This is a genomic window from Cohnella sp. GCM10020058, from assembly GCF_042683485.1.
In the GTDB taxonomy this organism is placed as follows: domain Bacteria; phylum Bacillota; class Bacilli; order Paenibacillales; family Paenibacillaceae; genus Cohnella.
Map to the genome: position 1 here is coordinate 12,340 of NZ_JBHUJV010000013.1, position 26,604 is coordinate 38,943.

General features: G+C 57.3%; 20 protein-coding genes. 2 read left to right on the top strand and 18 right to left on the bottom strand.

Annotation, left to right across the window (positions count from 1 at the left end; all coding sequences use genetic code 11):
* Positions 1-51 precede the first annotated feature (51 nt).
* From ACFSR7_RS21575 to ACFSR7_RS21590, 4 genes are all read right to left on the bottom strand, one after another.
* Entirely contained in the window at positions 52-1,143 is a 1,092-nt protein-coding gene (locus ACFSR7_RS21575; RefSeq protein ID WP_378165135.1) for an LLM class flavin-dependent oxidoreductase, read from the bottom strand.
* A gap of 18 nt (positions 1,144-1,161) precedes the next feature.
* Positions 1,162-2,259, bottom strand: a complete 1,098-nt coding sequence (gene ribD, locus ACFSR7_RS21580; protein ID WP_378165137.1) for a bifunctional diaminohydroxyphosphoribosylaminopyrimidine deaminase/5-amino-6-(5-phosphoribosylamino)uracil reductase RibD — start codon at positions 2,257-2,259, stop codon at positions 1,162-1,164.
* Positions 2,252-3,013, bottom strand: coding sequence for a GTP cyclohydrolase II (locus ACFSR7_RS21585; RefSeq protein WP_378165139.1), 762 nt, complete (start codon positions 3,011-3,013; stop codon positions 2,252-2,254). Before ACFSR7_RS21585 ends, ribD begins: the two co-directional genes overlap by 8 nt.
* 106 nt (positions 3,014-3,119) lie before the next feature.
* Entirely contained in the window at positions 3,120-3,890 is a 771-nt protein-coding gene (locus ACFSR7_RS21590; protein ID WP_378165143.1) for a DODA-type extradiol aromatic ring-opening family dioxygenase, read from the bottom strand.
* A gap of 192 nt (positions 3,891-4,082) precedes the next feature.
* Here ACFSR7_RS21590 and ACFSR7_RS21595 point away from each other — a divergent pair, with 192 nt between their 5' ends.
* A complete protein-coding gene (locus tag ACFSR7_RS21595) occupies positions 4,083-4,505 on the top strand; it encodes a winged helix-turn-helix transcriptional regulator (protein WP_378165145.1) in 423 nt (140 codons plus the stop codon).
* A 102-nt stretch (positions 4,506-4,607) separates the two neighbouring features.
* Here ACFSR7_RS21595 and ACFSR7_RS21600 read toward each other — a convergent pair whose 3' ends face one another.
* The 10 genes from ACFSR7_RS21600 to ACFSR7_RS21645 all read right to left on the bottom strand — a co-directional run bounded on the left by ACFSR7_RS21600 (position 4,608) and on the right by ACFSR7_RS21645 (position 20,412).
* Positions 4,608-4,976: a glyoxalase superfamily protein gene (locus tag ACFSR7_RS21600; protein WP_378165147.1), complete on the bottom strand. Its 369-nt coding sequence runs from the start codon at positions 4,974-4,976 to the stop codon at positions 4,608-4,610.
* 144 nt (positions 4,977-5,120) lie between these two features.
* Positions 5,121-6,254, bottom strand: coding sequence for an MGDG synthase family glycosyltransferase (locus ACFSR7_RS21605; RefSeq protein WP_378165149.1), 1,134 nt, complete (start codon positions 6,252-6,254; stop codon positions 5,121-5,123).
* A 172-nt stretch (positions 6,255-6,426) separates the two neighbouring features.
* A complete protein-coding gene (locus ACFSR7_RS21610; protein ID WP_378165151.1) occupies positions 6,427-8,055 on the bottom strand; it encodes a response regulator in 1,629 nt (542 codons plus the stop codon).
* Positions 8,015-9,871 (bottom strand): cache domain-containing sensor histidine kinase, encoded by a 1,857-nt coding sequence (locus ACFSR7_RS21615; protein WP_378165153.1) that lies wholly within the window; start codon positions 9,869-9,871, stop codon positions 8,015-8,017. Before ACFSR7_RS21615 ends, ACFSR7_RS21610 begins: the two co-directional genes overlap by 41 nt.
* 119 nt (positions 9,872-9,990) lie before the next feature.
* Positions 9,991-10,863 carry a carbohydrate ABC transporter permease gene (locus ACFSR7_RS21620; protein WP_378165155.1) on the bottom strand — a complete coding sequence of 291 codons (873 nt, stop codon included), beginning with the start codon at positions 10,861-10,863 and terminating at the stop codon, positions 9,991-9,993.
* Positions 10,857-11,819, bottom strand: a complete 963-nt coding sequence (locus ACFSR7_RS21625; RefSeq protein WP_378165157.1) for an ABC transporter permease — start codon at positions 11,817-11,819, stop codon at positions 10,857-10,859. Before ACFSR7_RS21625 ends, ACFSR7_RS21620 begins: the two co-directional genes overlap by 7 nt.
* A 121-nt stretch (positions 11,820-11,940) precedes the next feature.
* A complete protein-coding gene (locus ACFSR7_RS21630; RefSeq protein WP_378165158.1) occupies positions 11,941-13,587 on the bottom strand; it encodes an extracellular solute-binding protein in 1,647 nt (548 codons plus the stop codon).
* A 131-nt stretch (positions 13,588-13,718) separates the two neighbouring features.
* Positions 13,719-19,028 (bottom strand): heparin/heparin-sulfate lyase HepB, encoded by a 5,310-nt coding sequence (gene hepB, locus ACFSR7_RS21635; protein ID WP_378165160.1) that lies wholly within the window; start codon positions 19,026-19,028, stop codon positions 13,719-13,721.
* A 158-nt stretch (positions 19,029-19,186) separates the two neighbouring features.
* On the bottom strand, positions 19,187-19,840 hold the full coding sequence (locus ACFSR7_RS21640) for a phosphatase PAP2 family protein (protein ID WP_378165161.1): 654 nt from the start codon (positions 19,838-19,840) through the stop codon (positions 19,187-19,189).
* On the bottom strand, positions 19,837-20,412 hold the full coding sequence (locus tag ACFSR7_RS21645) for a hypothetical protein (RefSeq protein WP_378165163.1): 576 nt from the start codon (positions 20,410-20,412) through the stop codon (positions 19,837-19,839). Before ACFSR7_RS21645 ends, ACFSR7_RS21640 begins: the two co-directional genes overlap by 4 nt.
* A gap of 167 nt (positions 20,413-20,579) precedes the next feature.
* Between ACFSR7_RS21645 and ACFSR7_RS21650 the strand changes: the two genes are divergently transcribed.
* Positions 20,580-21,377, top strand: a complete 798-nt coding sequence (locus ACFSR7_RS21650) for a COG4705 family protein (RefSeq protein WP_378165165.1) — start codon at positions 20,580-20,582, stop codon at positions 21,375-21,377.
* A gap of 90 nt (positions 21,378-21,467) precedes the next feature.
* On the opposite strand, the gene ACFSR7_RS21655 is transcribed toward ACFSR7_RS21650, so the two are convergent.
* The 4 genes from ACFSR7_RS21655 to ACFSR7_RS21670 all read right to left on the bottom strand — a co-directional run bounded on the left by ACFSR7_RS21655 (position 21,468) and on the right by ACFSR7_RS21670 (position 26,602).
* Entirely contained in the window at positions 21,468-22,607 is a 1,140-nt protein-coding gene (locus ACFSR7_RS21655) for a tyrosine-protein phosphatase (RefSeq protein ID WP_378165167.1), read from the bottom strand.
* Positions 22,608-22,873: 266 nt separating this feature from the next.
* Positions 22,874-24,664 carry an L-fucose isomerase gene (locus tag ACFSR7_RS21660; RefSeq protein WP_378165168.1) on the bottom strand — a complete coding sequence of 597 codons (1,791 nt, stop codon included), beginning with the start codon at positions 24,662-24,664 and terminating at the stop codon, positions 22,874-22,876.
* 145 nt (positions 24,665-24,809) lie between these two features.
* The gene (locus tag ACFSR7_RS21665; protein WP_378165170.1) at positions 24,810-25,658 is read right to left on the bottom strand and encodes a sugar phosphate isomerase/epimerase family protein; all 849 of its coding nucleotides are present in this window, start codon (positions 25,656-25,658) and stop codon (positions 24,810-24,812) included.
* Positions 25,655-26,602, bottom strand: coding sequence for a phosphoglycerate dehydrogenase (locus tag ACFSR7_RS21670; RefSeq protein WP_378165171.1), 948 nt, complete (start codon positions 26,600-26,602; stop codon positions 25,655-25,657). Before ACFSR7_RS21670 ends, ACFSR7_RS21665 begins: the two co-directional genes overlap by 4 nt.
* Positions 26,603-26,604 lie beyond the last annotated feature (2 nt).

A 26,604-nucleotide genomic window follows, 5' to 3' on the forward strand; every position in this document is an offset into this window, starting at 1 on the left:
TCCTCCATCGGGTTGTCCTTGCCACAATCTATAATAGCTCAGATGGAGGAATCATCCTAATTGCAGCGCTTTTTGCCCTCTGCTTGTCGCTCGCCGTACGGCTGGCGCGATCTTTGTCGCCAGAAGCTCGATGCCCTCGGCCACCCTATGGAAGGGCTGTCCGCCGATGTCGAGCTGGGCCAGGAAGCGCCGGTGACCGAACAGCTCGTATTGACGCAGGATTTTCTCCGCGACCTGCTCCGGGCTGCCCACGAACAAAGCCGTCTCCGGAGCGGCCATTCGTTCAAAGTCGGAACGGCTCATGGTGAGCGTCATTCCTCGCTGCCGATTCACGTACGACCAATAATTCGAATAATAAGGATAGTATTCGTTCTTGGCTTGCTGTGTCGTTTTCGCGATATATCCATGCCCCGTAATGCCGATCTTGAGCAGCTCCGCATCGTGTCCCGCCAGCTTGCCGGCTTCCCGGTATGCTTCGGCGAGCGGCACAAATCTCGCCGGGTCGCCTCCGAGCATCGCGATCGCCATGCCCACGCCGTGTCTGCCTGCTCTGGCCGCGCTCTCGGGCGTTCCTCCCACGCCGACCCAGATCGGCAGCTGCCGCTGGAGCGGACGGGGAGCGATCTCGGCATTTCGCAGCGATGGACGATACCGGCCGTCCCATGTGACCTTTTCCGATTCATTGAGCTTAAGAAAGAGCTGCAGATGCTCCTCGAACAACGCGTCGTAGTCCTTGGTATCGTAGCCGAAGAGAGGGAAGGACTCTATAAATGCGCCACGGCCGGCGATCACTTCCGCCCGTCCGTCCGAGATAAGATCCAGCGTCGCAAAGTCCTCGAAAAGCCGAACCGGGTCCACGGTGCTTAATACAGTGGTCGTGCTCGTTAACTTGATTCGTTTCGTGCGCTGGGCGATAGCGGCCAGAACGACGGCCGGCGCCGATGTGGCATAATCCAGGCGATGATGCTCGCCGACCCCGAACAGGTCTAACCCCGCTTCGTCTGCGAGCCTTGCCGCTTCGATGATTTCTGTGATTCTCTGACTGGCGCTGACGGTTCGATTCGTATGCGGATCCGGAACGATATCCGCTAGCGTATAAATGCCGATCTCCATTCCAGCGTTTGCAATCGGTCCCTCTCCCATTGCTTTTGTCCCCCTATCTCAATGCTCTCTATATATAGGATAACCGGTAAACTTAAAGTCTTTGCCTATCTGCTCGACGCTCATCTGGCTTACTTCAACCGCCTCGTTCATTTTTTCAAAACCGGTGCCTTCCAGAAACGTCGGCGCACCCCGGCCGCCGATTAACTTGGGCGCCATGTAGATGACGAGCTTGTCGACAAGCCGGCTTTCGAAGAAGGATGCGTTGATCTCGCTGCCCCCTTCAATCATCAGCGAGGAAATCGACTTCTCGCCCAGGGTTCGAACGACCTCGAAAGGATCGACCCGGCCTTCTTGTCCGGTTACGAAAATATGCACGCCGGCTTCTTCCAGCGCTTTTTTCTTGCCGGGGTCGTAAGACGGCGTCGTAAAAACCCAGGTCGGCGCTTCTCCGTCCGTTACGACCTTCGCATTCATGGGAATCCGCAGGGCGGAATCCAGGATGACGCGAACCGGATTTCTCCCGTTCGGCACTCTCGTCGTCAATTGGGAGTCATCCTTGACAATCGTAGTGACGCCGACGAGGATCGCGGCGTTCTGATTGCGGAGCAGGTGAACGTCCTCGCGCGCGGCCTCCGAGGTGATCCATTTACTGTCGGAAGTATAACTTGCGGTCTTCCCGTCCATCGTCACCGCGGACTTCAGGGTCAAGAAGGGAAGCTTGCTCACGATAAATTTGTTGAATACTTCATTCATCCTCCGGGAATCGTCTTCACAGACGCCGACGATGACCTCGATCCCCGCTTCCCGCAAAATGGCGACACCTCTTCCCGATACGAGCGGGTTCGGGTCGAGCGCAGCGATGACCACCCGCCGTATGCCCGCTTCCACGATCGCCACCGCGCAAGGCCCCGTCCTGCCGTGATGAGAGCAGGGCTCCAGCGTGACATAGATGGTGGCTCCGCGCGTATGCTCGCCTGCCATGCGAATCGCATGAATCTCCGCATGAGGCTCGCCGGCCTTCATATGCGCCCCGACGCCGACGATGCGGTTGTCGTTCACGATGACCGATCCGACGAGCGGGTTCGGATCGGTCTGGCCCTTCATCGCCATCGCATTCTGCAAGGCGAGCCGCATGTAAAATTCGTGGTTAGTCATTGTTGCAGCAGCCTTCGTCTTCATTTAAATGACCTGCGCGCTCGATCTTCGTCTTGAGATATTTCTCGTTGTATTCGGACACGTCGCCCCACAGTTGAACCCGATCCTCCACATCCAGGCCGGCCTGACGCAGCGCTTCGAGCTTCTTGGGGTTGTTCGTGATCAGCGTGACGGGCTTGGAACGAAGCTCCTTTAATACCTTGATCGCATCGCCATAGTCGCGCGAGTCGTCTACGAAGCCGAGCTGAAGATTGGCATCGACCGTGTCGTAGCCGTTTTCCTGCAAAATATAGGCCAGCGCTTTGCTGAAAAGCCCGATACCCCGGCCCTCGTGGTTCGCCAAGTAAAAAATGGCGCCGCTCCCGTTGTCGGCGACATGCTTCATCGATTGTTTAAGCTGGTAGCCGCAGTCGCAGCGCTTGCTGCCGAATATATCGCCGGTATGGCAAATCGAGTGGAACCGGATAAGCGCATGCTCCGCATTTGCAAAGTCGCCATGGACGAGCACGCTCGACTGCTGCAGCTCGGCCAGGTTGGCGGACGACAGCTTCGCGATGATCCGCTCGAAATCTTCGGTTACTTCCTCGCAGTTCAGCCAGCAGTACCACTTAAATTCGACGGTCTCCCCAAGCAGGTTGACCGGAAGCTTGATGGGGCCGACCAAATAAATGGCGCCTTTTTCGTTTTTGATTACTTTTACTTTGCCTTTCAGATGGCCAAGGACCTGGGGGTCGAAATGCTGCGTGACCTGCATATGAAGGACTCCTTTAATTGGGTTTTCCGGTTAATCCAATGTTATCTTGCGCCAAACGGACGCGTTTTAACTGAATGGCAGCCAGCTCATGCAGAGCTTGCCGTTATCAAAACTGGAAGCAGAGATTGCTCATCGAACCGTGCTTGATTTCCTCGTCATGCAACACCTGCGGCTTTTGATCCGGGCTTCCGCTTCCTAAAGCGATCAGCAGAGGCACGAAGTGCTCGGCGCGAGGCACGGCTCTTTTCGCGTGTGGAGCCAAGACTTCGTAGCCGACCAACGACTCGATGTCCCTCGCGAGCACTTTTTCTCGAATCCAATCGACAAACGCTGCGGCCCATGCTCGTGGCGGAGCTTCCGAATCCCTGTCAAACTCGTACAAATTATGCGATAAAAATCCGCTGCCGATTACGAGAATTCCATCTTGCTCCAGACCGCGCATCGCCTCTCCAATAGCAAGCTGCTGCCTGGCCGGTAAATACGGGTTAACCGAAACGGGCACGATAGGAATGTCGGCTTCCGGGTAAGCATGCCTCATAATCGGAAAAACGCCGTGATCCATGCCCCGATATTTTTGTTGAACGGGAATATGGTGCTTGCGCAAACGCTCCTCGACGATAGAAGCGACGATGGATGATCCCCTTGCGGGATACTGAACTTGATAATATTCGGGCGGAAATCCGTAATAGTCGTACTCCAATTCATGAACGCCGTCCGTAGCTGCGATCGTCGTAATCTCGTTCTCAAAATGCGCGGAGAAAATGACGATGGCTTTGGGCCGGTGCGCTTGTCCAAAACCGTTTAAAAACCTGGTGAAATCGGAGTTCTCAAAAATGGTGAACGGCGATCCGTGCGCCAGAAAAACCGGTGACAACATGATTCAGCCCCCTCGGACTCAAGTCATTTCTAATCATTTTTTGCACTTGTAAGTGATTTCGTCTTGCATATATTGAATCGTGCGATGGACTGGGTTTAGAATAATACATATAAACCATTATTTAAACTAGGCACTTTTTTTAGGCATAGTCTAAAAATGTAAACTATTTGATATAACGGGGGGATCAGACCTTTGTCAGAAGAAAAACGCACCGAATTTGATGAATTTGTCGAATGCAACTTTACGACTTCCCTGGACATTTTGGTGGGCAAGTGGAAATTCATGATCATATTCCAGCTCATGTCGAATAAGACAATGAGGTACAACGAGCTATTAAGGGCGATTCCCGGTATCAATAAACGAATGCTAACGATGCAGTTAAAGGAATTGGAGTATCATAAAATCATTCACCGCAAAGTATTTAACCAGATCCCTCCAAAAGTTGAATATTCCTTTACGCAGCATGGGAAAAGTTTGTTACCCGTCATTCAAGTGATGAGCGATTGGGGGGAAACGCATGCACAATACTTGGTCGAGGAGTATGGCGAAGAAAACGTGGGGACGCTTATCAATCGACTAAAAAACACGCCCGACAACGAAGTATTTAATGCATAACAAGCTTGTAAGAAGGAAAAATCGCGCCGATCGTACGCCAAAAAGGATAGAAAAAGGCACCGCTTCATGGAGCGGCGCCTTTTTCTGTGCGGCAAGATGGCCTCACGAAAGATACTCGCAAAACACCAATCGGTTGCCGAACGGGTCCGTGACGGTGCACTCCTCGGCGTTCCAAGACGTTTTTTCCAATCCCGGTCTGGCATAAGCGTATTTTTTTCCGATCAGCTCTTTTTGAAGCTCCCTTACCCCGTTCATATGGACGCGGATCGCCGCGCCCGGGCTGCAATCTCCGTGATGCTCGCTAAGATGGATCTGAACGCTGTCTCTGGAGATCTGCATATAAAGCGGCATTTCCGGTTCGAACCGGTGCTCCCAATCCAGCGAGAAGCCCAGAAAGTCCAAATAAAACGTCTTGGCTTTGTTTTCGTCGAAAATGCGCAGGATCGGTACGATTTGCGAAAGTTGCGCCATGGGCCGGCCTCCGTTTTCAATAAATGGGCTTGCTCTCCTCTAGAGGATTCGCTGCTGGCCCCGATTTTCCTTTTTGCCCGGGATTGCGCCGTCTGTTCACGACGCCCAGTCTCGATCGTTGACGCTCGACTATCAAGAAGCCGATCAGATGCGCGTGGCTCGCCGCGCCATCCATCCCGCTCCGCCGCGCAGCACTTCCGCTACAATGACGCGACATGCGTCTGCGCGACCGATCGCGCCTGCAGGCGCTTTTTCGCGTCTGCGGATCGCAAGCGCCACGGCCGCCCGCAGCGATGCCGCGTCCGTCGCCATGCGCAGCGCGCGCCTGCGGCTCCAGTATTCCGCATTGCCTTGCTCCTGTCCCGGCATCGGTTTGTACACGACGACAGGCACGCCCATCGAGATCGCCTCGGTCAGCGTGACCGCCCCCGCCTTCGTCACGATGCAGGAAGCGACGGTCATGTACGCTTCAATGTTTTCCGCATAGCCGATGACCTGTATGCGAGCGCTACCCTCGTATCGCTTCGCAAGCTTGCGGCAGAGCTTGGCGTTGCGGCCGGCGACGAGCAGCAGCGTAGCGGACAGCTCAAGCTTAAGCAGCGAATCGACCAGCCGCTCGGGCTCCGACAGCGCGCCGATCATGACGAGCACGTACACCTGGTCGGGATCTAAACCCTTTTCGCCGCAAATCTCCAGTCTCGACCGGCGCTCGGCCCGGAACTGTCCGCGGATCGGTATGCCCGTGACATGAATGCGATCCTCGCGGATGCCCATGCCGGCGATTTGCGACTTCAATTCCTCCGACGCCACGAAGTAGCCGTCCGTATGCGGATGGATCCAGCGGGTGTGAAGCTCGTAATCCGTAATGACGGTGTACGTCGGGATCGCGATACCGGAGGCCGCCATGGCGGGATAGGTGGCGAGAAAGGGAAACGTATGGATGACCGCATCAGGCTTCACCGATTGCAAGAGCGCAGCCATCTTGCTCCGTCCGAAGGCATGCAGCCATCTCCCGAGCGGGCGGTCGTGCTTCATGCCGTTCGTGACCCGGTAGCTCCAGCCGTAAGTTTTAGGGAACCAGGTCATGCTCTTGGCGTACGCGATACGGACGATCGCGTCCATCGCGGGATGTGCTTCTGCAAACAAATCCACGAGATGCACCTCGAAGCGCGCCTCCGGATGCGCGGCGAATTGCTGCTCAAGCGCCTTGGACACCTGATAGTGTCCGTCCCCGAACCTGGCGTACACGATCAGGATCTTCCATGCCCGTTCCTCCATCGCCATTCCCCCTCAATGCGCTGTCGCGACAGGCGCGAAGCGCAGGCTCTTACCCTCAATATAAGGCGCGATCCTAATCGGCGAATGAAGCGTTCTTTAACGGGATGTAAACTGCATCGCAAGAAAAAAGCCGCCGCGGCAGAAACTCTGCGGGGCTTTGCTTGCTGACGCTTTATAGCACGCTTTTTTTATTTTTCACCTCGGCCGGCGTCATGCCCCACGTTTTGCGGAACACCTTGGCAAAATAGCTAAAGTCCCGGTACCCCAGCAGGTTGGCTGTCTCGGAAACTTTCATGCCGTCAGACAGCCAGCTCATCGCCAGCTTCATTTTGCGCTCCACGACGTAGGCGGTGAACGACTGGCCCATTTGCTGCTTGAACAGGCGGGACAAGTAAGACGCGTTGATGTACAGCTTGCCGGCAACCTCGTGAAGCCCGATGTCTTGCCCGATATCGGCTTCGACCATGCCGATCATCTTCTCGATCAGCTCGTGGCGGCTTTTGCTTTTCCGGTCATTGACGTAGGCGCAAATATGGTCTACCGTTCCATGCAGCCATTGACGGGTCTGCTCCTTGGTCGACAAGGCACGCAGCTGCTGGAAAAACGACAAGTGGCGTCCTATCGCCGCTTGCAGCGCCCAGCCCTGGAAATGGACGACCCGTACGATGAGCGAGGCAAGCAGCAGCACGTTTTCGTACACTTCCTCGCTCGTATTCGCGCGGTCGACATGGGCCTCGAGCCACTCGTCGATCAAGGCGAGCGCCGTCTCCCGCTGGCCGGACTCGAGCGCGTGCGCGAGCACCTTCTCCAACTGGACGCCGGCGGCGACCGCATTGGCCGGCGCAGGCTCGTCGCGGTACGGCACGACGATGTCGTGTCCGTGCACGACGCGTTCCTTGAGCGCCTGGCCGGCTTCGAGGTAGGAGCGGTTGACCGTCGACCTCTTGTCTACGACGCGGCCGATGCCGGCACTTGCCGACGTCTTCATAAATTCCTTGAAGACGGACAGCAGCCTGGTCGTATGCAGATGAACGTCCGCCGTGAAGCCGCCCACGGAGCGCCGCCTTTCCCGCTCCTCCGGTGCGTCCCGGAATACGATGACGGTGGCGCCCTCGTCGTCGGAGAAAATATGGCACGGCACGTTCGCGAGAAATTCCTTGGCAATGCCTAGCATCGATATTTTAAGCAGCGTAATATCCTCTGCCGAAAACCGCGGATTCGGCGCGGTGAGCGGGTCCGGATCCGCTATCGATACCGCCCAGCCCGCATCGCCCGGCAGGTCGATCATCAGCTCGCGGCTCCGCTGCCCGATCTCCCAGTCGGCGTATTTCCCCGACAGCCAGTTTTGAAAAAACAGATCCTGCAGCCTGGGCAGATGCTCCGCCCACTTTTTGCGCATCAGCTCCTGATTGTATCTGGCGTCCAGGTCCTCCCGAATCTTCTCGCGCGCCTCCAGCACCGCCTGCAGCACCTCGTCGTTGCCTGCCGGCTTGAGCAGATACTTGGCGACTTGAAGCTCGATCGCGGTCTGGGCGTATTTGAAGTCGTCATGGCCACTCAGCAGGATGATCTTCGCGAGCGGGTCCGTCTCCACGATATGCCGCGCGACGGACAGACCGTCCAGGTCGGGCATCTGGATGTCCATCAGCACGATGTTCGGCTTCGCCTGATCGAACAGCTTGATCGCGTCGACGCCGTTGTCCGCCGTCGCCACTACTTCGATCCCGTGCTCCTCCCAAGGAATGTTGCGGGCGATGTTGTTAAGAAGCCGAAGCTCGTCTTCCACGATCATCAGATTCATGGGCGCCTCCGATCGGAATCCACAGCGTGACGGTGGTTCCCTCGTTTTCGATGCTGTCGACGGTCAATTCGGCCAAGTCGCCGTAGTACAGCTTGAGTCTTGCTTTTACGTTCCACAGGCCGTACAGATCGTTCCTATTCAGCTCCCGATCCCAGGCCTGACCGGCATGCGCATACAAGCGGCCGAGCTCGTCCCTGATATAGCGCAGCCTGTCCGGCGCAATTCCTTTTCCGTTGTCGGATACTTCAAGACGAAGCCTTCCCGCCTCCACGCGGCCGTCGATCCGCACGACGCCGTCCTTCTTTTTCTGCTCAAGCCCGTGCAGGATCGCATTCTCCACGATCGGCTGCAGCAACAGCTTCAGGACGGGATACGGCTTGCACGCCTCGTCGATTCTTATGTCCACGGACAGCTTGTCGATGAATCGCAGCTCCTGTACGCGTAAGTAAAAGCGCAGATGCTCGATCGTCTCCTCGACCGTGAACTCGTCCTGTCCCTTGCCGAGGCTCAGCCGGAAAAACTTCGATAAATTGAGCGCCATCTCCGATATTTCCTCGGCCTCGTAATTTTCGGCCATGCTATAGATCGAGTCGAGCGTGTTGTACAGAAAATGCGGATTGATCTGCGACTGCAGGATGCGCAGCTCGGCCTTGAGCCGGAGCAGCTGCTGCTCGTAGATGTTTTCGATCAGGTTTTTCTGCTCGAGCGCCATGTCGTTGAAGGCGCTCGTCAGATAGCCGAATTCGTCCTCCCGCTTGTTCGGCAGATTCGTATCGAGGCGCCCCATCCGCATCTGCTTCATCCCGTAGGCCAGCGCGCCCAGGGGCGAAGCAATGCCGCGATAGACGATCCAGGAGATGACGATCGTGAGCAGTACGCTGATTCCGATGATCGCGTACATGAACGTCCGCAGTTGGTCGGTCTCGGCATACATGGCCGCGGCCGGCTTGACGAGGACGACGGTCCAGCCGGACGACGGGGACCGGTACCGCACGAGCATTTCGCTTTTCCCGTCAATGCCCGAATGCTGCACGGTCATGATATCGCCATCGGCCTCCCACGCCGGCATCGTCCCGTCGACCGAGCCGGCTCCCGCGATCAGGCCGCCGTCCGCGGTCGTCAGATAGACGCTTTCGTCCGTGCCGTGCACCAACGTGTCGAGATGCTTGCGCAGGTGCGCGGCGTCCAGGGTGATCATCAGCACGCTCTTGCGATCGCCCGGCTTAAACGGGTCCATTGTACGAAGCAAGGTGATATAACCCGGCTGAAACGTCTGATCCAGCTGCTGATACGTATTGAATTCGTCAGGCTTCGGCACGAGCAGCCGGCTCTTGCCGCGCGATTGCATCAATTCCGCATACCACGCCTGATCGGCAAGCTCATCCACTCTTCTGCCTCCGAATTTGGAGGACAGGATGGTATGCGAATATGCATGATAGATCGATAATTGAACGAGATAACTGTTGGCGGATTTCATGTTGGACAGCTGCACGAGCACCTTCTGAAAATCCAGGGTCATCTCGCCGGTCAACTGCGTCTCCGTTCGGCCCAGCAAATCGATCAGGTTGGTATCGGTCGCGAGTGCCATCGACATATTTTCAATATTGTCCATCGTCAGGTCGATCGCCTCCATCGCGGAGGATAACGCGACGACAGTCTGCTCGTTGACCTTGCGTTCGAGGATCCGCTCGGATCGCAGGCTGGCAAATACGCTGACCGCGACCAGCGGGAGAAGAATAATAAGAAAATAACTGGTGAGCCGCAGCTGAACGGAACTGCGGAAAGCGTTCGCAAGTCTCGGCAAGAAGGGGAACATATTCGGCTGGTCGCACCTCCGGCATGAAGGGAACAAATGGATGAAATTATATTACCATATAATATCCCAGGGGCTGCGGCGCTCCGGAAAAATTCCGGTTGCCGAGCCCCTCGTATGACTTAACCCTTAATCGCGCCGATCATGACTCCTTTGGTAAAGTACTTCTGCAGGAAAGGATATACCAGCACGATCGGCATAATGGCGACCGTCACCGTGGCCATCTTGATCGTCTCCGGCGGCAGCTGCGATATTTTGGAGGCATTCAGCGACAGCTCCTGGCTTACGCTCGGCGTCTGAATCATGTTGCGCAGAACGACCTGGATCGGCGCCAGGTCTTTATCCGAGACGTACATGATGCCTTTGAAATATTCGTTCCAGTGACCGACGCCGTAGAAAAGTCCGATGGTGGCCAGGATCGGCGCCGACAGCGGAAGCACGATCAGCCAGAGCGTCGCGATCTCGCCGCAGCCGTCGATCCGCGCAGCCTCTTCGACCTCCTGCGGCAGCGCTTCGAAGTATGTTTTCATGATCAGAAAGTTAAAGGTGGATACCGTGCCGGGGATGATCATCGCCCAGATGGTATTGTAGAGTCCCAGCTCGCGTATGACCATGTAGGTCGGAATTATCCCTCCATTGAACAACATGGTGAATACGATCGCGAGCAAAATGCCGTTGCGCCCCGGCGTCGATTTCTTCGACAACGGGTAGGCGAGCAGCGTCGTCACGAGCAAATTGATCGCGGTGGCGACGATCGTGACGATTAAAGTGATCCGCAGCGCATCGGGAATTCTGGCGCTCGCCAGAATCTGCTTGTAGGCTTCTAACGTGACCGAGCTGGGCCAGATGACGAAGCCTCCGTTGCGAAGAACTTCGGTATACGGCGTGATGGACATGACGACCACGAAGTACAGCGGGAACAGCGTCGACAGCGCGAACAATCCAAGGAAGACGTAGAGCGCGCCGTCGACGATACGGTCCGTTTTCGTTACCATATGCCCGAACCTCCGACTTTTTTGGCTATTTTGTTCGCGCCCAGAATAAAGATCAGGCCGATCAAGGATTTGAATACGCCGGTTGCGGCCGCGATGCTGAAGTTCAACTGCTCGAGTCCCTGGCGGAATACCCAGGTGTCGATGATATCTCCGACGCCGAATACCCTGGCATTGAGGAAGATGTATACCTGATCGAAGCCCGCGTCGAGAATGCTGCCCATCCGCAGGATCAAGAGCAGCATGAACACCGAACGGATGCCCGGCAGCGTGATATTCCACATTTTCCGCCATCTGCCCGCGCCGTCCACCGCCGCCGCCTCGTACAGCTCCGGATTGATCGACCCGAGCGCGGCTAGATAAATGATCGCCCCGAAGCCTACGTTTTTCCACAGATCGGAAACGACGAGCAAAGGACGGAAATAATCCGGGTCGGTCAGCAGGTTCAGCTCGCCCCATCCCCAGTCGCGAAACAGCGTCGTCACCAGGCCCGCGCCCGGCGCGAAAAAGGAAAAGACGATGCCGTAGACGATAATCCAGGACAGAAAGTGCGGACCGTAGGTGATTGACTGTACGACCTTTTTGAACCATTTGGAGCGAATTTCGTTCAACAGCAGCGCCAGCAGCATATCGGGAATCATGTTGAAGATCATGCGATAGATGCTGATGAGCAGCGTATTTTTCATGATTTGGGGAAAATCCGGCGACCGGAACATGGTCATGAAATGGTCCAGGCCTACCCAAGGGCTCTTCCATATGCCCTTCATCAGGTTGTAATCCTGAAAGGCGATCAGAATGCCCGCCATGGGCAAATAGTGAAACAATAAATAATAGAGCAAACCGGGAATCATCATGAGAATCATCCATCTACCGCGATACAAGCTTACGAGCGACTTGCGCTTTGCGGCGCTTGCAGGGGGGGCCGTCGGTTGCTTTGCCCGTGCGAGGGTTTGGTTCATTGCCATTGCCCCTTTTGTGCTGAAGTTGCGGGAATAGAGGAAGGCAACCCCCGACCCCGTCAGGGGTTGCCTTCCGTTTTAGCCTTGCAGCGTGTCGTTAGACTGACTAGCCGTCCATCGCTTACTTGAATGCGTTAAGCTGTTTGTCCTTGAGCACCGCATTGATCTGGTCGGTATAGCCCTGGAAGATCGTCCGGCCGGTAAACTTCGTCATCAACTCTTCGCGGTACTCCGGCCACTTGGCGGCGCTCTTGTCCTCGAAGATCATCTTGACGTGCAGGCGGTTCATTTCCTTGCGGAAGTCGCCGATGTTCGTGCCTTCCGGCGGCAGCAGCGAGACCGGCGGGAGCGCGTCGTGCTTCGGATACGAAGCGACCGTCTTGAGGATCGCCTGGTCGCGCGGCGATACGCGCGGGTCGTTAATCTCGAGGCCGAGCACGGCCGGCTCCTCCGGCGTGAAGAAGCGGTAAATGCCAAGCCAGTTGCCGGCGTTCGCGATGTCGGCATCGTACGCTTCCGGAATCAACGTGATTTTATTGCCTTCTTTCGTATAATGCTTGCCCTCTTGGCCGTAGTGCGTCAGCAGGTAACCTTCTTCGCCGGCCAGCCAGTTCAGCACCTCGAATGCGCGGGCGACGTTCTCCGGCTTTTTCTCGGCGACGGCTTTGCCGACCATGACCGAGGTTTCCGGCACGCCGTTTTTCCAGATCGCCGGCAGGTCCGGGAACGGGTTGAACGGCTGCCAGTCCGCGTTCGGATCGATCGCCTTCGTGCGGGTCTGCACGCTGTTCGCATCGCCTTCGAGCGCCGCGTTCTTTTCGCCGCTGAAGAAAATGCCGATTTTGTTTTGCGCCGCCTTGTCCAGATGCCCGGGATACTTGCTGAGGAACCAGTCCGGGTCGACGATGCCTTCGTTCGTCATATCGATGATGCCCTGTATAACCTTTTGCACGCCCAGGTCCGTCCGGTTGTCCACGAATACGCCGTTAGCGATCTGGAAGTCGGCCACGAAGCCGTTGGCCAGCCATTGCGGGAACTCTAGCGGCACGCTGACGCCGTTGCCCGACGTGGAGAAGCCGTACGTATCCTTTTTGCCGTTGCCGTCCGGATCCTCGTTGGTGAACTTGCGCATCGCCTCGAGCATCTCGTCGTACGACTTCGGCATCCCGAGCTTCAGCTTGTCGAGCCAATCCTTGCGCACGTACCACGCGGGATATTGGTTGCGCATGAACGGCAGGATGCCGCGGTTGAAGCCGCCGCCCTTCAGCTGGTAGGAGTCGAGTTCGGTCTGTCTGACCCATTTGTAGTAATTCGGTACCTTCTCTTCGTTCAAGTAAGCCGTCAGGTCGGCCAGCAGACCGTCGGTCGCGTATTTCTGCGACGCTGCGCCGTCCGCGATGAACACATCGGGAATATCGCCGCCCGCCAGCTGGACGTTCATCTTGCTCTTGTAATCTTCGCCGCCGACCATGTAGTCAAGCTTCAGATCCACGTTGAATTTCTCTTCTATCGCTTGCTTGACGAAGTCCTTGTCCGCCGAAGGCAGCGTGGAGTTGGCGAACTCCGTGCCGACCGGCACCATGAAGCGCAGGCTGATCTTTTCCGGCTTGACGGCTTCGGACGCGGTCGCCGATGCGGATGCCGAGGCTGTGCCTGCGCTTGATGCGGGCTGGCTCGAAGCCGCCCCTTTTGTCTCGTTCCCGTTGTTCGAGCAGGCCGTAGCCAGCAAGGTCGCCCCCGACAATACGACGAGCAATGACTTTTTCAAATGCATCACCTTCCGACAATTTAATCTTGCGCTTGCCTACGTGTTTATTATCCGACATGCCTCCCGGCATTCATAGACGAGCGCTTTGACATCTCGCAGGTACTTTTTTGACTTTGCCCCGGCGGCCGCGTTCACTGCATACGGATCCGCATCGCCACGAACGCGAGATCCGCATAGTCGATCTTGCCGTCCCGATTCACGTCGGCGGCTTTGACCGCGTTCCAGGACGGGCTCGCATTGTTAATTCCCAAGTTGAAGGCGACGATTGCGACATCCCCGACGGTAATGCCGGGCTCGCCGTTCAAATTGCCGGTCTCGGGCGTGATCCTGCCGTTTTCAAAGACTGCGACCGCCGCATCCAAGCCGGCAAGGGCCTGGTCGACTGCCGCTTGCGTCGCGGCCTGATCGTCAGCCTTCGTCTGTGCGGCTGCGATCGCGGCGTTCAGCGCCGTCTTCAAGCCGGTTAGCGTGCCAGCGATGAATTGCCCGTCGGCCAAGCCTTCTACCGCGCCGTCACGAGAGGATTCGGCTTGCGCAATGGCGGCAAGAAGGGCTTCTTTGGAGACAGCGCTGCGAATATCGACCCTCAGGGATGCGAGTCCCATCGGCGATTCATGTCCGTTGCCGTCAGCATAGACCGCCTGGGAGACGGCGAGGGTGCCGCTTCCGTCCTGCAAGCCCTGCTTGGCGCGGAAGTTCAGGCGAAGCACGGACGCATCTCCGATAATCGCGCCTGCTGCAGAAGCATTGGCGATGACATAGCGCACGGTTCCGGCGCTTGAATCATGTACTGTATTTTCGATTGAGGATTCCGTCCGGTCGCTCTCCGCCCCCTCATATTCGAACTTGTCCTTGTCGTACTGAACGGTGACGTCCAAAGCCGACGCGTTCGAGATGTCCTTGACGCCGAGCTTCGCCACGAACGCTTCTCCCGGCTTGACAGATCCTGCCGTCGACAGGGTGACTGTACCGGATTCCGATTCCTCGCCGAGCGGCGTCAGCGTGTACGTCCCAGACGGCGCTTCGAACGCCAGCACGCCGCCCTCCTCGCTGACAACGCCCGTACGGTCGGTCTGGCCGACCATCGAAATTTTCCATCTCCCCGCGTGCATATCGGCTACGGTCACTGACATATTCGCCTGCGAACCATACACGGACAGCGTCACCGATTCGCTCAGCCGTTGTCCGCTCTTGCTGAACCAGACGGCGCGATCCGCAATCTGAACGCCCGACATTTGCTCCGAGTCCAGACGCTGGCTCGGCAGAACCGTCGTTTCCCCGTCGTCCATTACCTGCATGACGTTCAGGAAATAATCGGTCTCCGCAGACGCTTTTGGAGATACCTCAACGCGCCATGCGCCCGCTTCGATCGTGTTTTTGTCCGCTGACGTAGAGGGAATGCGCGGATAGTTCGTCCCGTCGGTTTCGAACTCATGACCGGGCCCGCCTGCCTTTTCGATTTTCACATTGTCGGCGAGCGGCAGCAGCGTCTCGTTGACCAGCTTGCCGGAGTACCCGTTATCGCTTCTGGTCACGGTTGTGACCGATCCGTTCACGATCGGCTCCTCTTCGGTGTGCAGCAGCCAACTCTTTTTAAAATTCGGATTCGAAGAGACGACCTTGTCGAAGACGACCATTGCGGCGGGATGCTCGGCGTCCTTCAGATTCAGGAACATCATCGAGCGCTCGAACTGCTTGACTTTGTCCGAATAGGCCTGCGTCAGGTCGCCCTTGATGTAGCTGTATTCGGGGGCAAGCGGGTCGGAGCCGCCGCCGTTCGCCTGTCCCGTCACCTTGGCGCGAGCGTAGTCTTTGTCGGCCAATTCGTCGAGCGACCTGGCCTCGGCATAGGTCCCCGAATCGTTCGCCCACAACTGTCCCCCGTCGTTCTGCAGCGACTGTCCGCGATAAACCGGAACCTCCGCCGGATCGTAAACGAGCATGGAATTATGAGCGATCGTACGCTTATAGTAGTTTCGGTCATAAGCGCTCATATAGGATTCGGAGGTGCCTCCTGCGGCCGGCACCCCCTCGTACATGCCGCTGTCCAGCGCGAGCGAACCTTGATAATAGAGCTGGAAGCTGCCCATATCGAGGTGTTGGTGGTTGCCGAACCAGTAGCCGCCGATTTTCATTTCCGCCACGACGGAAGGAGACTGTTTGTTAATGGCAGCGGGATCGTCCCAGCCCGTGCGGGCGACCATCGAGCCCATCGGCGAGCCGAAATACTTGGTCAGCGGCAGCTCGTCCACGGGACTGGTCGCCAGATCCGGCTTCACGAACAACATCTCGGCGACCGGATCGATCGTCCCCGGCACGTATTCGCCCTCGAACAGATCGTGAACGTAAGGATTATCATATAAGTAAGAAGCGAGCATGGACTCCTTCGCATATTTCCAGGTCTGGTTATCCGACGTGTATACGTCTTGATAGGAATCGCCGTCGCGGATCAACTGGCCGTCCGGCCTGCGGGCATAGATAGCGCGCATCAGGACGTCGCCTTGCTTTTCCGAGAAAATATCGCCGGCGCCCATTTTGCGCATAATGATCTGCGCCCACAGCTCCGGCTCATATCTGCCCTGCATGCCGTAGGAATCGCCCTGATGGTGCATGCCCGATTCGTACCAGAAGTTGCGCACGGGAACGTATTGGTTCATGAGCAGGACGGCTGCATTGTTATAGATTTCATGGTTCGGATCCTCGTCGTAAACGGCGACGCCGGCCGCAAGCAGGTTTTTGAGCAGCTGATCCTCGCTGTAATGGCTCTCGATCGCAGGCGGATTAGACGGCGGCGGATAGCCCATTTCCATTTGAGAAGCAAGCGACTTCATTTTCGCAATGATATTCTCCCGCTCCTGGGCATCCATCAACGGATAGCACCAATCATAGACGATGGCAGCCGCGTTGATCGTATCCCCGATCTGATGGTACTGGGTAGGCAGTGTGAAGACGACGGAGTTCAAAAAGTTTGTGAGCATCGTAACTGCGCGTTCTCCCTGCAGTGCGTCGCCCTGCAAAAGATATCGCATTGCCGTCGCCTCGATGGCCTGACGTACGGCAATGTTATAGTTCGTACTCGCGGTTCCGATGGCAGGCAGCTCGCCGATCGGAGCTCCGCCCATGCCCAGGTCCAGCCGCGTCCATGACTCGCCGTCCGTGGAGACGTCGACATCGAAAAATGAAGTACGGATGTCTCCTTTGAAAAAGGCAAGCGCAACGGCATGAACCTCTTGCACGGCGCCGAGATCGTAGGATACCCATTGCCCCGCGCCTTCAGCGGTCCAATAGGTCTGGAAGTCTCCGTCCAGCGTCTTCGGTCCTTCATGATCGCTATCCTGCGCCGCGCTCCAGGAAGTCGACTGCACGGGCAGATTCGAATAGCCGCCGCCTTGCGGCTGTCCGTAGATTCGCGTCTCCGTAATTGAATTCCAGGGTGCCGAGGAGCCGCCGTTGTTTCCTTTGCCCACGATCCGGACATATCGCGCCTGCTGCGCGCTTGGCAGCGGATACGTTTCGAGCGCCGTCGTCGTGCCGCTGCTTTTTCCCGTGTACGACGCATTTTCGCTCTTGCTAAGGAGGGCCTTCCATACGTTTTCCATTGCCGGGTTCGTTATTTTGGCCTGCAGCCCCGGAATATCGGAGGCGTTGACGTACAGCCGGGGATGCACGCCCTCGGGCGGCTTCACGACAGTATCGGCCGTGACCGCGGCGGCCTTGGCCGGCATTGCGATCGTCTCGTCCTTCATGTCCGATTCAAATACAGCGACCGGCCAAGTCGTCGACACGAATCCCGCACGCTCGGCCTTAAGCCTGTACCGGCCGTCGTTCACTTGCGGTTCGATCGTAAAAGTGCCGTCGGCAGCCGTCGTGGCTGACCCGTACGACGAGGAGAGCGTATCGTCGTAAAGCCGGACCTGTACGCCTGAGAGCGGCTGGCCCGTTCCCGCTGCGACCACCTTCCCGCCGATCGCATGCAAGGCGGCCGCAGTATCGCCGAGGACCAGGTTCGCATCGGTAAGTCCGGCCTCGGACGCTGTTAACGGCTTGGTGACCGTCGCATATCCGGCCATCGAGGCGCGCAAAACGTAACTGCCGTCATTAACGGCCTTGGCGAAGGCATAGGCGCCGTCCGAACCGGTCACAGCGCTGTCCAGCGCATAGATGAAGCCCGTATCGCTCGCGGCGTACAGCTTAACCGTTGCGCCCGCCAGCGCGTGGCCGTTCGTGTCGCTCACCGTGCCGCTTACGCCGTGCTGACGGACTAGCCTCATATAATCGAAATGCACCGAGCCCGTGTTATCCATCGTATCCGCTTGGATCTGATTCAAGCTGACGATACCGCCGGTCGTGAACGGTTGATTTTTTAACACGGCGGTATGATCGTCCACCCGAACGGCCGGCGGCTTTATATAAGTATCCGGCTGGATTGCATCGCCGCTCATATAGACGTCGAACGTTTTGCCGTCCAGATTGACCGCGATCCGGATCGTATACCACTTGTCCGTCGCCAGCGAGCCGTTGCCGTTCGGCAGATCGGCATTGCCCGCGCCGCCCAGGATCTTGGCGCCACCGTTGTTTACGATTCTGATCTGTGCGGCAGGCAGAAGCGTCCCGCTCGCGTTTTTCCCCATCAGCTTCAGATTGAAGGCAAGCTGGTTGCCCGCTCCCGTCGCGTCGGGCGCGTACAGGAAACGCGTCTCAAGCTCGTACCTGCCGCTCGTGAGCGGCATAATCGGACGGATCGCGGAGACGCCCAATGTCGAGGCTTGTTCGTCTCGCAGCGTCAGGCTCTTATTCCCTCCAACAGGCGTATCTGTAATGGAGACGTGTCCCAGCCCGCCGACCGCGTAGGCTTCCGGCGTCGATCCGACCGGATCGCTATCGAAGGAATCCGTGATCGGAAGCGGTGAGAATGCGCTTTCAGAAACCTGGAAGTCGTCATAATAGGTCGTTCCGGTATTCGAGTTACCCGTGTTGACGTAAATGCTCCACTTCGCGGCGTTAGACGGCGCTTCGGCAATTACGTTGAAGCTTGTCCAGGCGTTAGACGGCATGGGAACGTAGGTGGACGCAGGCGTTCCGATAAGCGCGTTCGTATCGTCATAAAAACGAAGCTGAACACTCGTCGTACCCGAAGCCAAATAGACGGCACCCGTCACCGAGTAAAAATGCCTGGCGTATGCCGCATGCCTGTCGCTCTCCACACTGATTGTCGTGCCCGCGCTAGCGTCCACGATTTTCATACTGCCGCTGCCTGACGTCTTTTGCTCCGCGCTCACCGAGACCCCCGTCGTGCCGACGACCTGCGTCCAGCCGGACAGGCCGCTCTCGAAGCCGCCGTTAATCAGCCCTGCATCCGCAGCCGATGCGGGCGTAGCAAATGACGGCAAATACCCCAGACAAAGCGCAATGACCATGAACAAATTTAAGATCCTTCTCATTCTTTCACACCTTTCTCTTACATTTATTTTGGTCTAGCCTTAGACCCTTCGTATTTGTACTCATTATTGAAGCATGGCCGCCCAAAAACATAGAGGACTGATTTGACTTTCGAACGGTATTTTTTTGACCTTAAAAATAAAAAAGCTGCCCTTTTGGGTCAGCTTTTTTCGGGATGTGCACGACGCTTGTCGTATTTGCGGTATACCCAGATGGACGAGGCGAGCCAAAATCCGCTGGCCAGATAACCGCCGATCACGTCGCTCGGGTAGTGGACGCCCAAATAAATCCGGCTGACGCCGATCGCCAACACGAGCGCGAAGCTGGCCGCGATCAGGATCGCTCTTCCCCACCGAGCCGGAATATGCTTCCAGAGCAAGTACGCCGATACGCCGTACAGGCTAAACGCACCCATTGAATGCCCGCTCGGGAAGCTGTAGCCGGCCGCCTGAATGATCCGGTGAATATCGGGTCGTTCGCGGTGGAACAGCAGCTTCAGAATCACGTTGAGCAGTTGGGATCCGCCCAGCACGAACACGAACAGAATCAATTCCCGCCGATGCTTCAGTACGAAAAATAAGAGCAAGACGATGGTAACCGCGATCGCCGTTACCGGTAAGCCCGCCCCTACTGCCGTGAAAAACTTCATCACGTGCGATAGCGTCGGGGACTCGAATCCTTGTACGTAACGAATGACCGAGCGGTCAAATACGTTCAAACGATGGTAGCCGACCAGCAGCGCAACGAGGCCGAACCCCGCCGCGAACAGGATACTGAGCAGCAAGGCCGCGCTCAGCTTGAGCGTAAATTTCATCGATGAGATCTCCTTCGTCTATGAACGGCTGCTGCGATTATGACTGCGACGGCCGCCGACAAGAGACCGGCGAGCGCTGATAACCAGGCTGCCGACTTTGAATCGCCGAAGTCGGCCGGTTGCTTTTGTTGAAGCAGTCGCATCCCCGTCCGTGAATCCGATTCGGTGACGTTAAAGTCAAACCTTCTGTCTTTAAGCATATCCATTTGCGGAAATTCGACGATCGCCTCATAGTCTCCCTGCTTAAGCCGTTTGCCCAGGGACAAGCTGACCGGCTGTTTGCCGCCAGGCATGACGACGGGCAATCCTTTGGCTCGAAGGGACGCTTTTTTTCGATAATGATAAGCGTCTTGACTTGAGGAATACGCCTGGTTAACGGTCACCTTCACATTCGGCTGCACAGACTCTTTGCCTTCGTTCACGATTGTAAAATAAATCGTCGGATTGCCGTTTCGCGCATAATCGTACCGAAAGTCTTCAACGGAAAGCGAGGGAGAAACTTCAGCCGATGCTTGCGTCCCCTGAGTCATTAACAGCATTAACCATAGAAATATAACCGAAAAATACCGCATTGTCGAACCCCCTCCTCCGCTTGCCTCCTTATATTAATCTCGACAACTAAACAAGCGATGAAGCAAAGATTAACGATTTATTAAGCCCCCGGTTAAGATATTTTTAACATCTGGACGCTACGCTGTTCGAAGCCAAGGTTTTGAATAGGTGAAGGAGATGAAGAGCAATGGGCAAATCGATATCGGCTATCTTAGAAACGGCTCGAGCGGCAGGCTCCAAAGTTCCGGAAATTACGATTTATTTCTGGATCATCAAGCTGCTGACGACCGGAATGGGCGAGGTCGCTTCCGATTTTTTATTCGAGCGATTGAACCCGCTTCTATCCGCGCCGGTCAGCGTCGCGATCTTTATCGCTGCGATGGTGCTGCAATTCAAAGCGCGCCGGTTCGTGCCTTGGGTGTATTGGCTGGTCGTCGTCATGGTCAGCATCTTCGGAACGATGGCCGCGGACGTTGTGCGCGTCGGGCTGGGCATTCCGTACGTCGCATCGACCGTATTTTTTGCAGCTGCTCTCGCGGCTGTCCTCTCGGTCTGGTACGCCAAGGAGAAAACGTTGTCCGTGCATCGTATCGTCACGCGGCGCAGGGAAATTTTTTATTGGCTCACCGTGCTGACGACTTTCGCGCTGGGCACGGCGGCAGGCGACATGACCGCGTCCTCCCTGCATATGGGATATTTGACTTCGGGCTTGATGTTCGCAGCCATTCTCGTCATTCCGATTGTCGCCTACAAGTGGTTTGGATTAAACGAAATTGCGGCATTTTGGTTCGCCTATATCATGACTCGACCGGTGGGCGCCTCCTTCGCGGACTGGCTCTCCGCAGCTCGCGATAGCGGCGGGTTAGGTTATGGCAAAGGGGAAGTGAGTCTGGCGTTGACGATTCTAATCGTCGTGCTGGTGGCGATTCGAGGCGGGAAGGCCGCTAACGTCACGGCGTTGGATTCGCATGGAAAGGTCGCATAAAAAAGCGGGACGAAGAACCGTGATACGGCTCTTCGTCCCGCTTTTTCGTTATTTTGAATATGGATCGTGCGGGCAGCGTCGGGTAGTGCCCTATTCCGTGTACATCGCCTTCAGCTTGGCGCGTTCCTGCTTCGAAACGCCTAGCCCATCCTCGATAAACTTGTCGATCGAGCCGTACTTCGCCTTCATTTCGTCAAGCGACGCTTGCAGAAATTCCTTTTGCACGCCCATTAGAGCGGTGACTGCTTCAATGACATTATTGTCCTGAACCTGGGTTTTCAGCGCATCGATCGACTTTTGGTTATTTGCCGCATTGTAAACGTTAGACAGCAGATAATCCGACATCACCGTCTTTTCGTCGACGCCGAGCGTGAGCAGGATAATCGCGGAGCCGAGACCGGTTCGATCCTTGCCTGCGGTGCAGTGCTGTACGAGCGCCATGTTTGCCGGATCGTTCAGCAACGCCATGAGCTGTACGTAAAATTTAGGATTATCCACCATCGACTTGTTGCCTTGAATCATCATTTGAACGGCGCTTTCCTTGTCCTTCATCAAGCCGGAAGCGAGAATCGTGCCGAAATCGGTGTTGCTGCCCGGATTGCCTTCGTCGGTACGCACATAGTTAACGCCATTAATAACCGGATCGGGCAGCGATTTGACTTCGGCGTCCGTGCGGTAATCGACGTCCGTCGTGAGGCCCATGCTTTGCAGCTTCTTCTGATCGGCGTCCGTCAGACGGCCGATCGCGTCCGCGCGGAACAGCTTGCCCCATTTGACCGTGCGGCCGTCCGTCGTCGTATAGCCGCCCAAGTCGCGGAAGTTGGCGGCGCCTTCCAGGTCGACATGGCGCTCCGAGGCCGTGATCGTCGCGCCGTTGCCGCCCTTGATCAGGAAATAAATCCGGGCGCCCGGCTTCGGATCCACGGCGACATGTCCGCCGTAGCGCGTATAGGTCGCGGCCAGCAGCTTGCCGTTCTTCTCGATGTTGTCCGGCGAAGTGCTCCAGTAGACCTTGGCCGGGCCGAGATCCGCATTCGTTTTCCAATGAATGACGAGTTGGCCCTTGCTATTGCGTTCGGCGATGGCTTGCGTGAAGTCGCCGCTCTTCTTGGCCTGCGTAGCCGTTGCGGATGCAGCTGCAGCGAAGCCGGTCGTCGGCGACGCGAGCGCGCCGAGCAGGATCGATAAAGATAAAATGGCGGTCGAAAGCTTGGTCGCTTTTCTCAGCATCAGTAACCCCTCCAAAGTACGTTGTATACATCATTTCCAAATTAGTATACAAGTGTGTTGTTAACGTTTTGTCAACACGACTCGAAGGTTGTGTAATTTTAACGGCGTTCATCGATCATTATGTAAAGCCAACTGCGGGCGTTATCTAGCTTCAGTATCTGGCGCAGCATTGGCTGTGCGGAGCGGTAAATGCATCAACAAAAAGACAAGAAGCTGTCTCCGAGTCATGAATTCCACTTGGAGACAGCTTTTGCCGCCTTACTCCCTTATTTATACAAAGGGCCATACGCCGCACAAGCCCGATAGTCGGCGCCTTCCGGATCCTTCGTGCCGAACGCGCTCCAGGCGCTCGGGCGCAACAGCCGCTTGGCGTCTATGTTATGCATGTTCACCGGGATACGCAGGATGCTCGCAAGTGTCACGAGGTCTTCCCCGATGTGACCATAGCTGACGACGCAGTGGTTAGAGCCCCATTGCTCCATGACCGTGTAGGCATCGTCAAAAACCGGATCGCCCGGCACAAGGTTCGGAGCAAACCAGGTCGTCGGCCACGTCGGCGTCGTCCGCTCGTCGAGCGCTGCATGTACGTCTTCCGGCAGCTCGACCGTATACCCTTCGGCCAGCTGCAGCACCGGGCCGACGCCTGCAACGTGATTGACTCTCGCCATCGTGACGGGCATGCCGCCTCGCGTGAGGAAGTCGGTCGAGTGACCGCCGCCCGCGAACTGGTCCATGTAGGTCGGCCGCCAGGACGTCGCCGCAAGGCAGCGGGCGACCTCCGCCTCGGAGATCTCCCAGTGCGGCTTCATCGCGGGCTGCCCGTCCCGCGTCATCTCGCCCGTGCCGTCGAGCGCCGCCGGCCCCGAATTGATCAGGTGCAGCACGCCGCCGGCCGCGCGGCCTTCAAGCCGATGACCGGTCACGCGCGCCACCGCCTCCGGACTCCAGTAAGCGCGCACGTCGGCGAAGATCTGCGCCGTGTTCGTCAAGTAATGCTGGAAGAGCATCGTCACTGCGTTCAAATTATCGTTTTCCGTCGCGACGATGTACGGCTCCCGCGTGCCGTTCCAATCGAACGAGCTGTTCAGCACCGCCTCGAGGAAGTCCGCGCTCGGCAAGTGATCGGTCCACTCCCGCTGTCCCTGGAAGCCGGATGCGATCGCGTTATAACCGTACGCCTCTTCCTCGTAGCCCCGCTCGGCTAGACGCGGATTTCCGATCATCAGATCGCGGACGATCAGTGCCATTTTGACGACCGTCTCCCAGTTCTGCGCTTTCTGCGCATCAGGAATGATCAGCGACTCAGGGTTCGGATCCGCGCCGACTACGCATTTCTCCTTAACCCATGCGAGCGCACGTCCGAACTCTTCCTCGTCGTAGATGCCCCGCTCGATGCGGCGGCTCACCTCCGTCATATCCACGTAGCCGTTTTTCATTCCGAGGTACCGCTGATAAAAATCGTCGTCGACGATACAGCCCGCGATGCCCATCGACACCGAGCCGATCGACAAGTACGACTTGCCTCGCAGCAGCGCAGCAGCGAGTCCCGCGCGCGCGAAGCGCAGCAGCTTGTCGGCTGCGTCCTCCGGAATCGTCCGCTCGTCGATGTCCTGGATGTGCCGGCCGTAGATTTTGAATACCGGCAGCCCCTTCTGATTGTGAGCCGCATGCAGCGCGCCCATATAGACAGCGCCGGGACGCTCCGTGCCGTTAAAGCCCCATACCGCATGCGGCAGCCGCGCATCCGTCTCCATCGTCTCGAGCGGATAGCACCAGCCCGAGGCGACGGTCAGCAGGACGCCGACGTTCTCCTTTGCAAACTTGTCCGCGCACGCCGCCGCTTCCTTGAGACCGGAGATGCAGACGTCGTTCACGACGCATTCGACCGGCGTGCCGTCCGGGTATCGCAAATGCGTCGAGAGCAGTCTTGCGGCTTCTTGCGCCAGCTCCATTGTCATATCCTTGGTTGCCGCCTTGACGAGCTTGCGGCGATCGATGATCGGACGGATGCCGATTCTCGGAAAGCCGCTCTCGTAGCGGTGTGCCAAATCCGCCATATGCTCCGCTCCTATGCCCGTATGCTTTTATTTTCTTTTGCTAGAACGCTAGAATGCTCGTGTGATAGCTAGCAGCTCGTTTACCGAATTTCCAGTGCGTTTGGCGGCAATCGTAATTACTTTTACGCTTTCCCGGCCCGCCTGTTTAAACCAGGCCGTATTCCGCCATTTTCCCGCGGATGAACCTAACGCCCTCCTCGACGAGCGCGTCTCCGCTCGGCGCGAGCTGACGCCATACCCAGGTGTTCATATTGTCCGTCACGTCGACAAACGACTCCAGGGCGGCATACCCGGCATACCCGATCTCGGATAGCGCGCGGAAGATCGCGTCCCAGTCGACCAGTCCCGTGCCGGGAATGCCCCGGTCGTTTTCGCAAATATGATAGTGAATCAGGTCGGAGCCGGCCGCCTTCGTCGCCGCGTAGAAACTTTTCTCCTCGATGTTCATGTGGTACGTATCGAGATGGATCTTGATGTTCGGCTCGCCGATCATCTCTTTTAGCGCCAGCGCCTGCCCGCAAGTATTCACCAGGTTCGACTCGTAGCGGTTGACGGGCTCGAGGCCGATCTGCACGCCGTGTTCCTGTGCATAGACCGCAGCCTCGCGCAGCCCCTCCGCCGCCCAAGCCCATTCCTGCTCGGTCGGACGGGCATTCGTCTCCTTGACGTGCTGCGAATAAACGACGCCGGACAGATTCGTTTTGCCGATGGCGGCCGTTGCGCGCACGCAGTCCTTCAAATACGCAATCCCGGCAGCGCGAACGGCGGGATCGGCGCTCGTGATGTCGGTGCCTCGCAACAGTACCGTGGACGTTACGGCGTCGAGTCCGGCGTCTTCGAGCCTGCGCTTCACGGCGGCGGCGTCGAACGTGTCCAACGTCATGAGCGGAATCTCGATGAAGTCGAGACCGAGTCCCTTGACGCGGTCGATGAGGCCAAGCGTCTCGTTGCTCCACTGGGAGCACCAGGCATAAGCGTGAATGCCGAGCTTCATGGTACGGACACCTCCAGGTGCTTGATCAGATTTTGCGTCGCGATAATTCCCATATTGGTCACGGCCCCAAGCGTGGACGCGGCACAGTGCGAGCCCGCGATCAGGTTGCCAAGCGCGAGCAGCTCCGGATTGTCAGGCGGCTCCTTTTCGAATACGTCGATGCCGGCGCCCCAGATCCGTCCAGCGCGCAGCGCTTCGAGCAGCGCCGCCTCGTCGATCAGCCCCCCGCGCGCCGTATTCACGAGTACAGCGGTCGGCTTCATCATCTCAAACTGCTCGCGGCCGATGATGCCCGCCGTCTTGTCGTCTAGCGGCAGATGCAGGCTGATAAAGTCCGCCTCGCGCACAATCTCTCCGATCGAATCGCGATAAGTAATACCGTATGCGGCCGCGGTCGCCTCGTCGCGGAAAAGATCGTACGCGAGCACCTTCATCCCGAACCCCGAGGCTCTGCGGGCAACGGCCTTGCCGATCGCGCCGAGACCCAGCAGTCCGAGGGTCTTGCCGTGAATGTCGATCGCCGTTTCCGCCTTCCATACACCGTCGCGGCAGGCCCGGTCGATGACGTTCACTCTTCTGGCGACGGCCATCATCAGCGCAAAGGCATAGTCCGCGACCGCTTCCGTATTGGAGCCCGCCGCCAGCGTGACCTTGATCCCCCGCTCCTCGGCGTACTTCAGATCGATGTTGTCCGTACCTACGCCGTACTTGGAGATGATCTTGAGTCCTGGCGCTTCCGCCAGCACTTCGCGGTCCAACGGGTCCACGCCGACAATGACGCCGTCCGCGTCCGCGAGCAGTCCCTTCATCTCCTCCTTCGTAAGGATCCGTCCATACGGATTGTATACGACGTTGTACCCTTGCGACGCGAGCAGCTCGATCGGCGCCGGGTCCGACCTGCCGAACGAGCGCGGCGTCACGACGATTTTCAGCTTCGATGCCATAA

Bases quoted from the DNA above. Each gene is read 5' to 3' on its own strand.
- ACFSR7_RS21650 (WP_378165165.1), top strand. From the start codon at position 20,580: ATGGGCAAATCGATATCGGCTATCTTAGAAACGGCTCGAGCGGCAGGC.
- ACFSR7_RS21585 (WP_378165139.1), bottom strand. From the start codon at position 3,013: ATGCAGGTCACGCAGCATTTCGACCCCCAGGTCCTTGGCCATCTGAAA.
- ACFSR7_RS21660 (WP_378165168.1), bottom strand. From the start codon at position 24,664: ATGGCGGATTTGGCACACCGCTACGAGAGCGGCTTTCCGAGAATCGGC.
- ACFSR7_RS21605 (WP_378165149.1), bottom strand. From the start codon at position 6,254: ATGGAGGAACGGGCATGGAAGATCCTGATCGTGTACGCCAGGTTCGGG.
- hepB (WP_378165160.1), bottom strand. From the start codon at position 19,028: ATGAGAAGGATCTTAAATTTGTTCATGGTCATTGCGCTTTGTCTGGGG.
- ACFSR7_RS21665 (WP_378165170.1), bottom strand. From the start codon at position 25,658: ATGAAGCTCGGCATTCACGCTTATGCCTGGTGCTCCCAGTGGAGCAAC.
- ACFSR7_RS21590 (WP_378165143.1), bottom strand. From the start codon at position 3,890: ATGTTGTCACCGGTTTTTCTGGCGCACGGATCGCCGTTCACCATTTTT.
- ACFSR7_RS21645 (WP_378165163.1), bottom strand. From the start codon at position 20,412: ATGCGGTATTTTTCGGTTATATTTCTATGGTTAATGCTGTTAATGACT.
- ACFSR7_RS21615 (WP_378165153.1), bottom strand. From the start codon at position 9,871: ATGTTCCCCTTCTTGCCGAGACTTGCGAACGCTTTCCGCAGTTCCGTT.
- ACFSR7_RS21625 (WP_378165157.1), bottom strand. From the start codon at position 11,819: ATGAACCAAACCCTCGCACGGGCAAAGCAACCGACGGCCCCCCCTGCA.
- ribD (WP_378165137.1), bottom strand. From the start codon at position 2,259: ATGACTAACCACGAATTTTACATGCGGCTCGCCTTGCAGAATGCGATG.
- ACFSR7_RS21575 (WP_378165135.1), bottom strand. From the start codon at position 1,143: ATGGGAGAGGGACCGATTGCAAACGCTGGAATGGAGATCGGCATTTAT.
- ACFSR7_RS21600 (WP_378165147.1), bottom strand. From the start codon at position 4,976: ATGGCGCAACTTTCGCAAATCGTACCGATCCTGCGCATTTTCGACGAA.
- ACFSR7_RS21655 (WP_378165167.1), bottom strand. From the start codon at position 22,607: ATGCTGAGAAAAGCGACCAAGCTTTCGACCGCCATTTTATCTTTATCG.
- ACFSR7_RS21670 (WP_378165171.1), bottom strand. From the start codon at position 26,602: ATGGCATCGAAGCTGAAAATCGTCGTGACGCCGCGCTCGTTCGGCAGG.
- ACFSR7_RS21640 (WP_378165161.1), bottom strand. From the start codon at position 19,840: ATGAAATTTACGCTCAAGCTGAGCGCGGCCTTGCTGCTCAGTATCCTG.
- ACFSR7_RS21610 (WP_378165151.1), bottom strand. From the start codon at position 8,055: ATGAATCTGATGATCGTGGAAGACGAGCTTCGGCTTCTTAACAACATC.
- ACFSR7_RS21620 (WP_378165155.1), bottom strand. From the start codon at position 10,863: ATGGTAACGAAAACGGACCGTATCGTCGACGGCGCGCTCTACGTCTTC.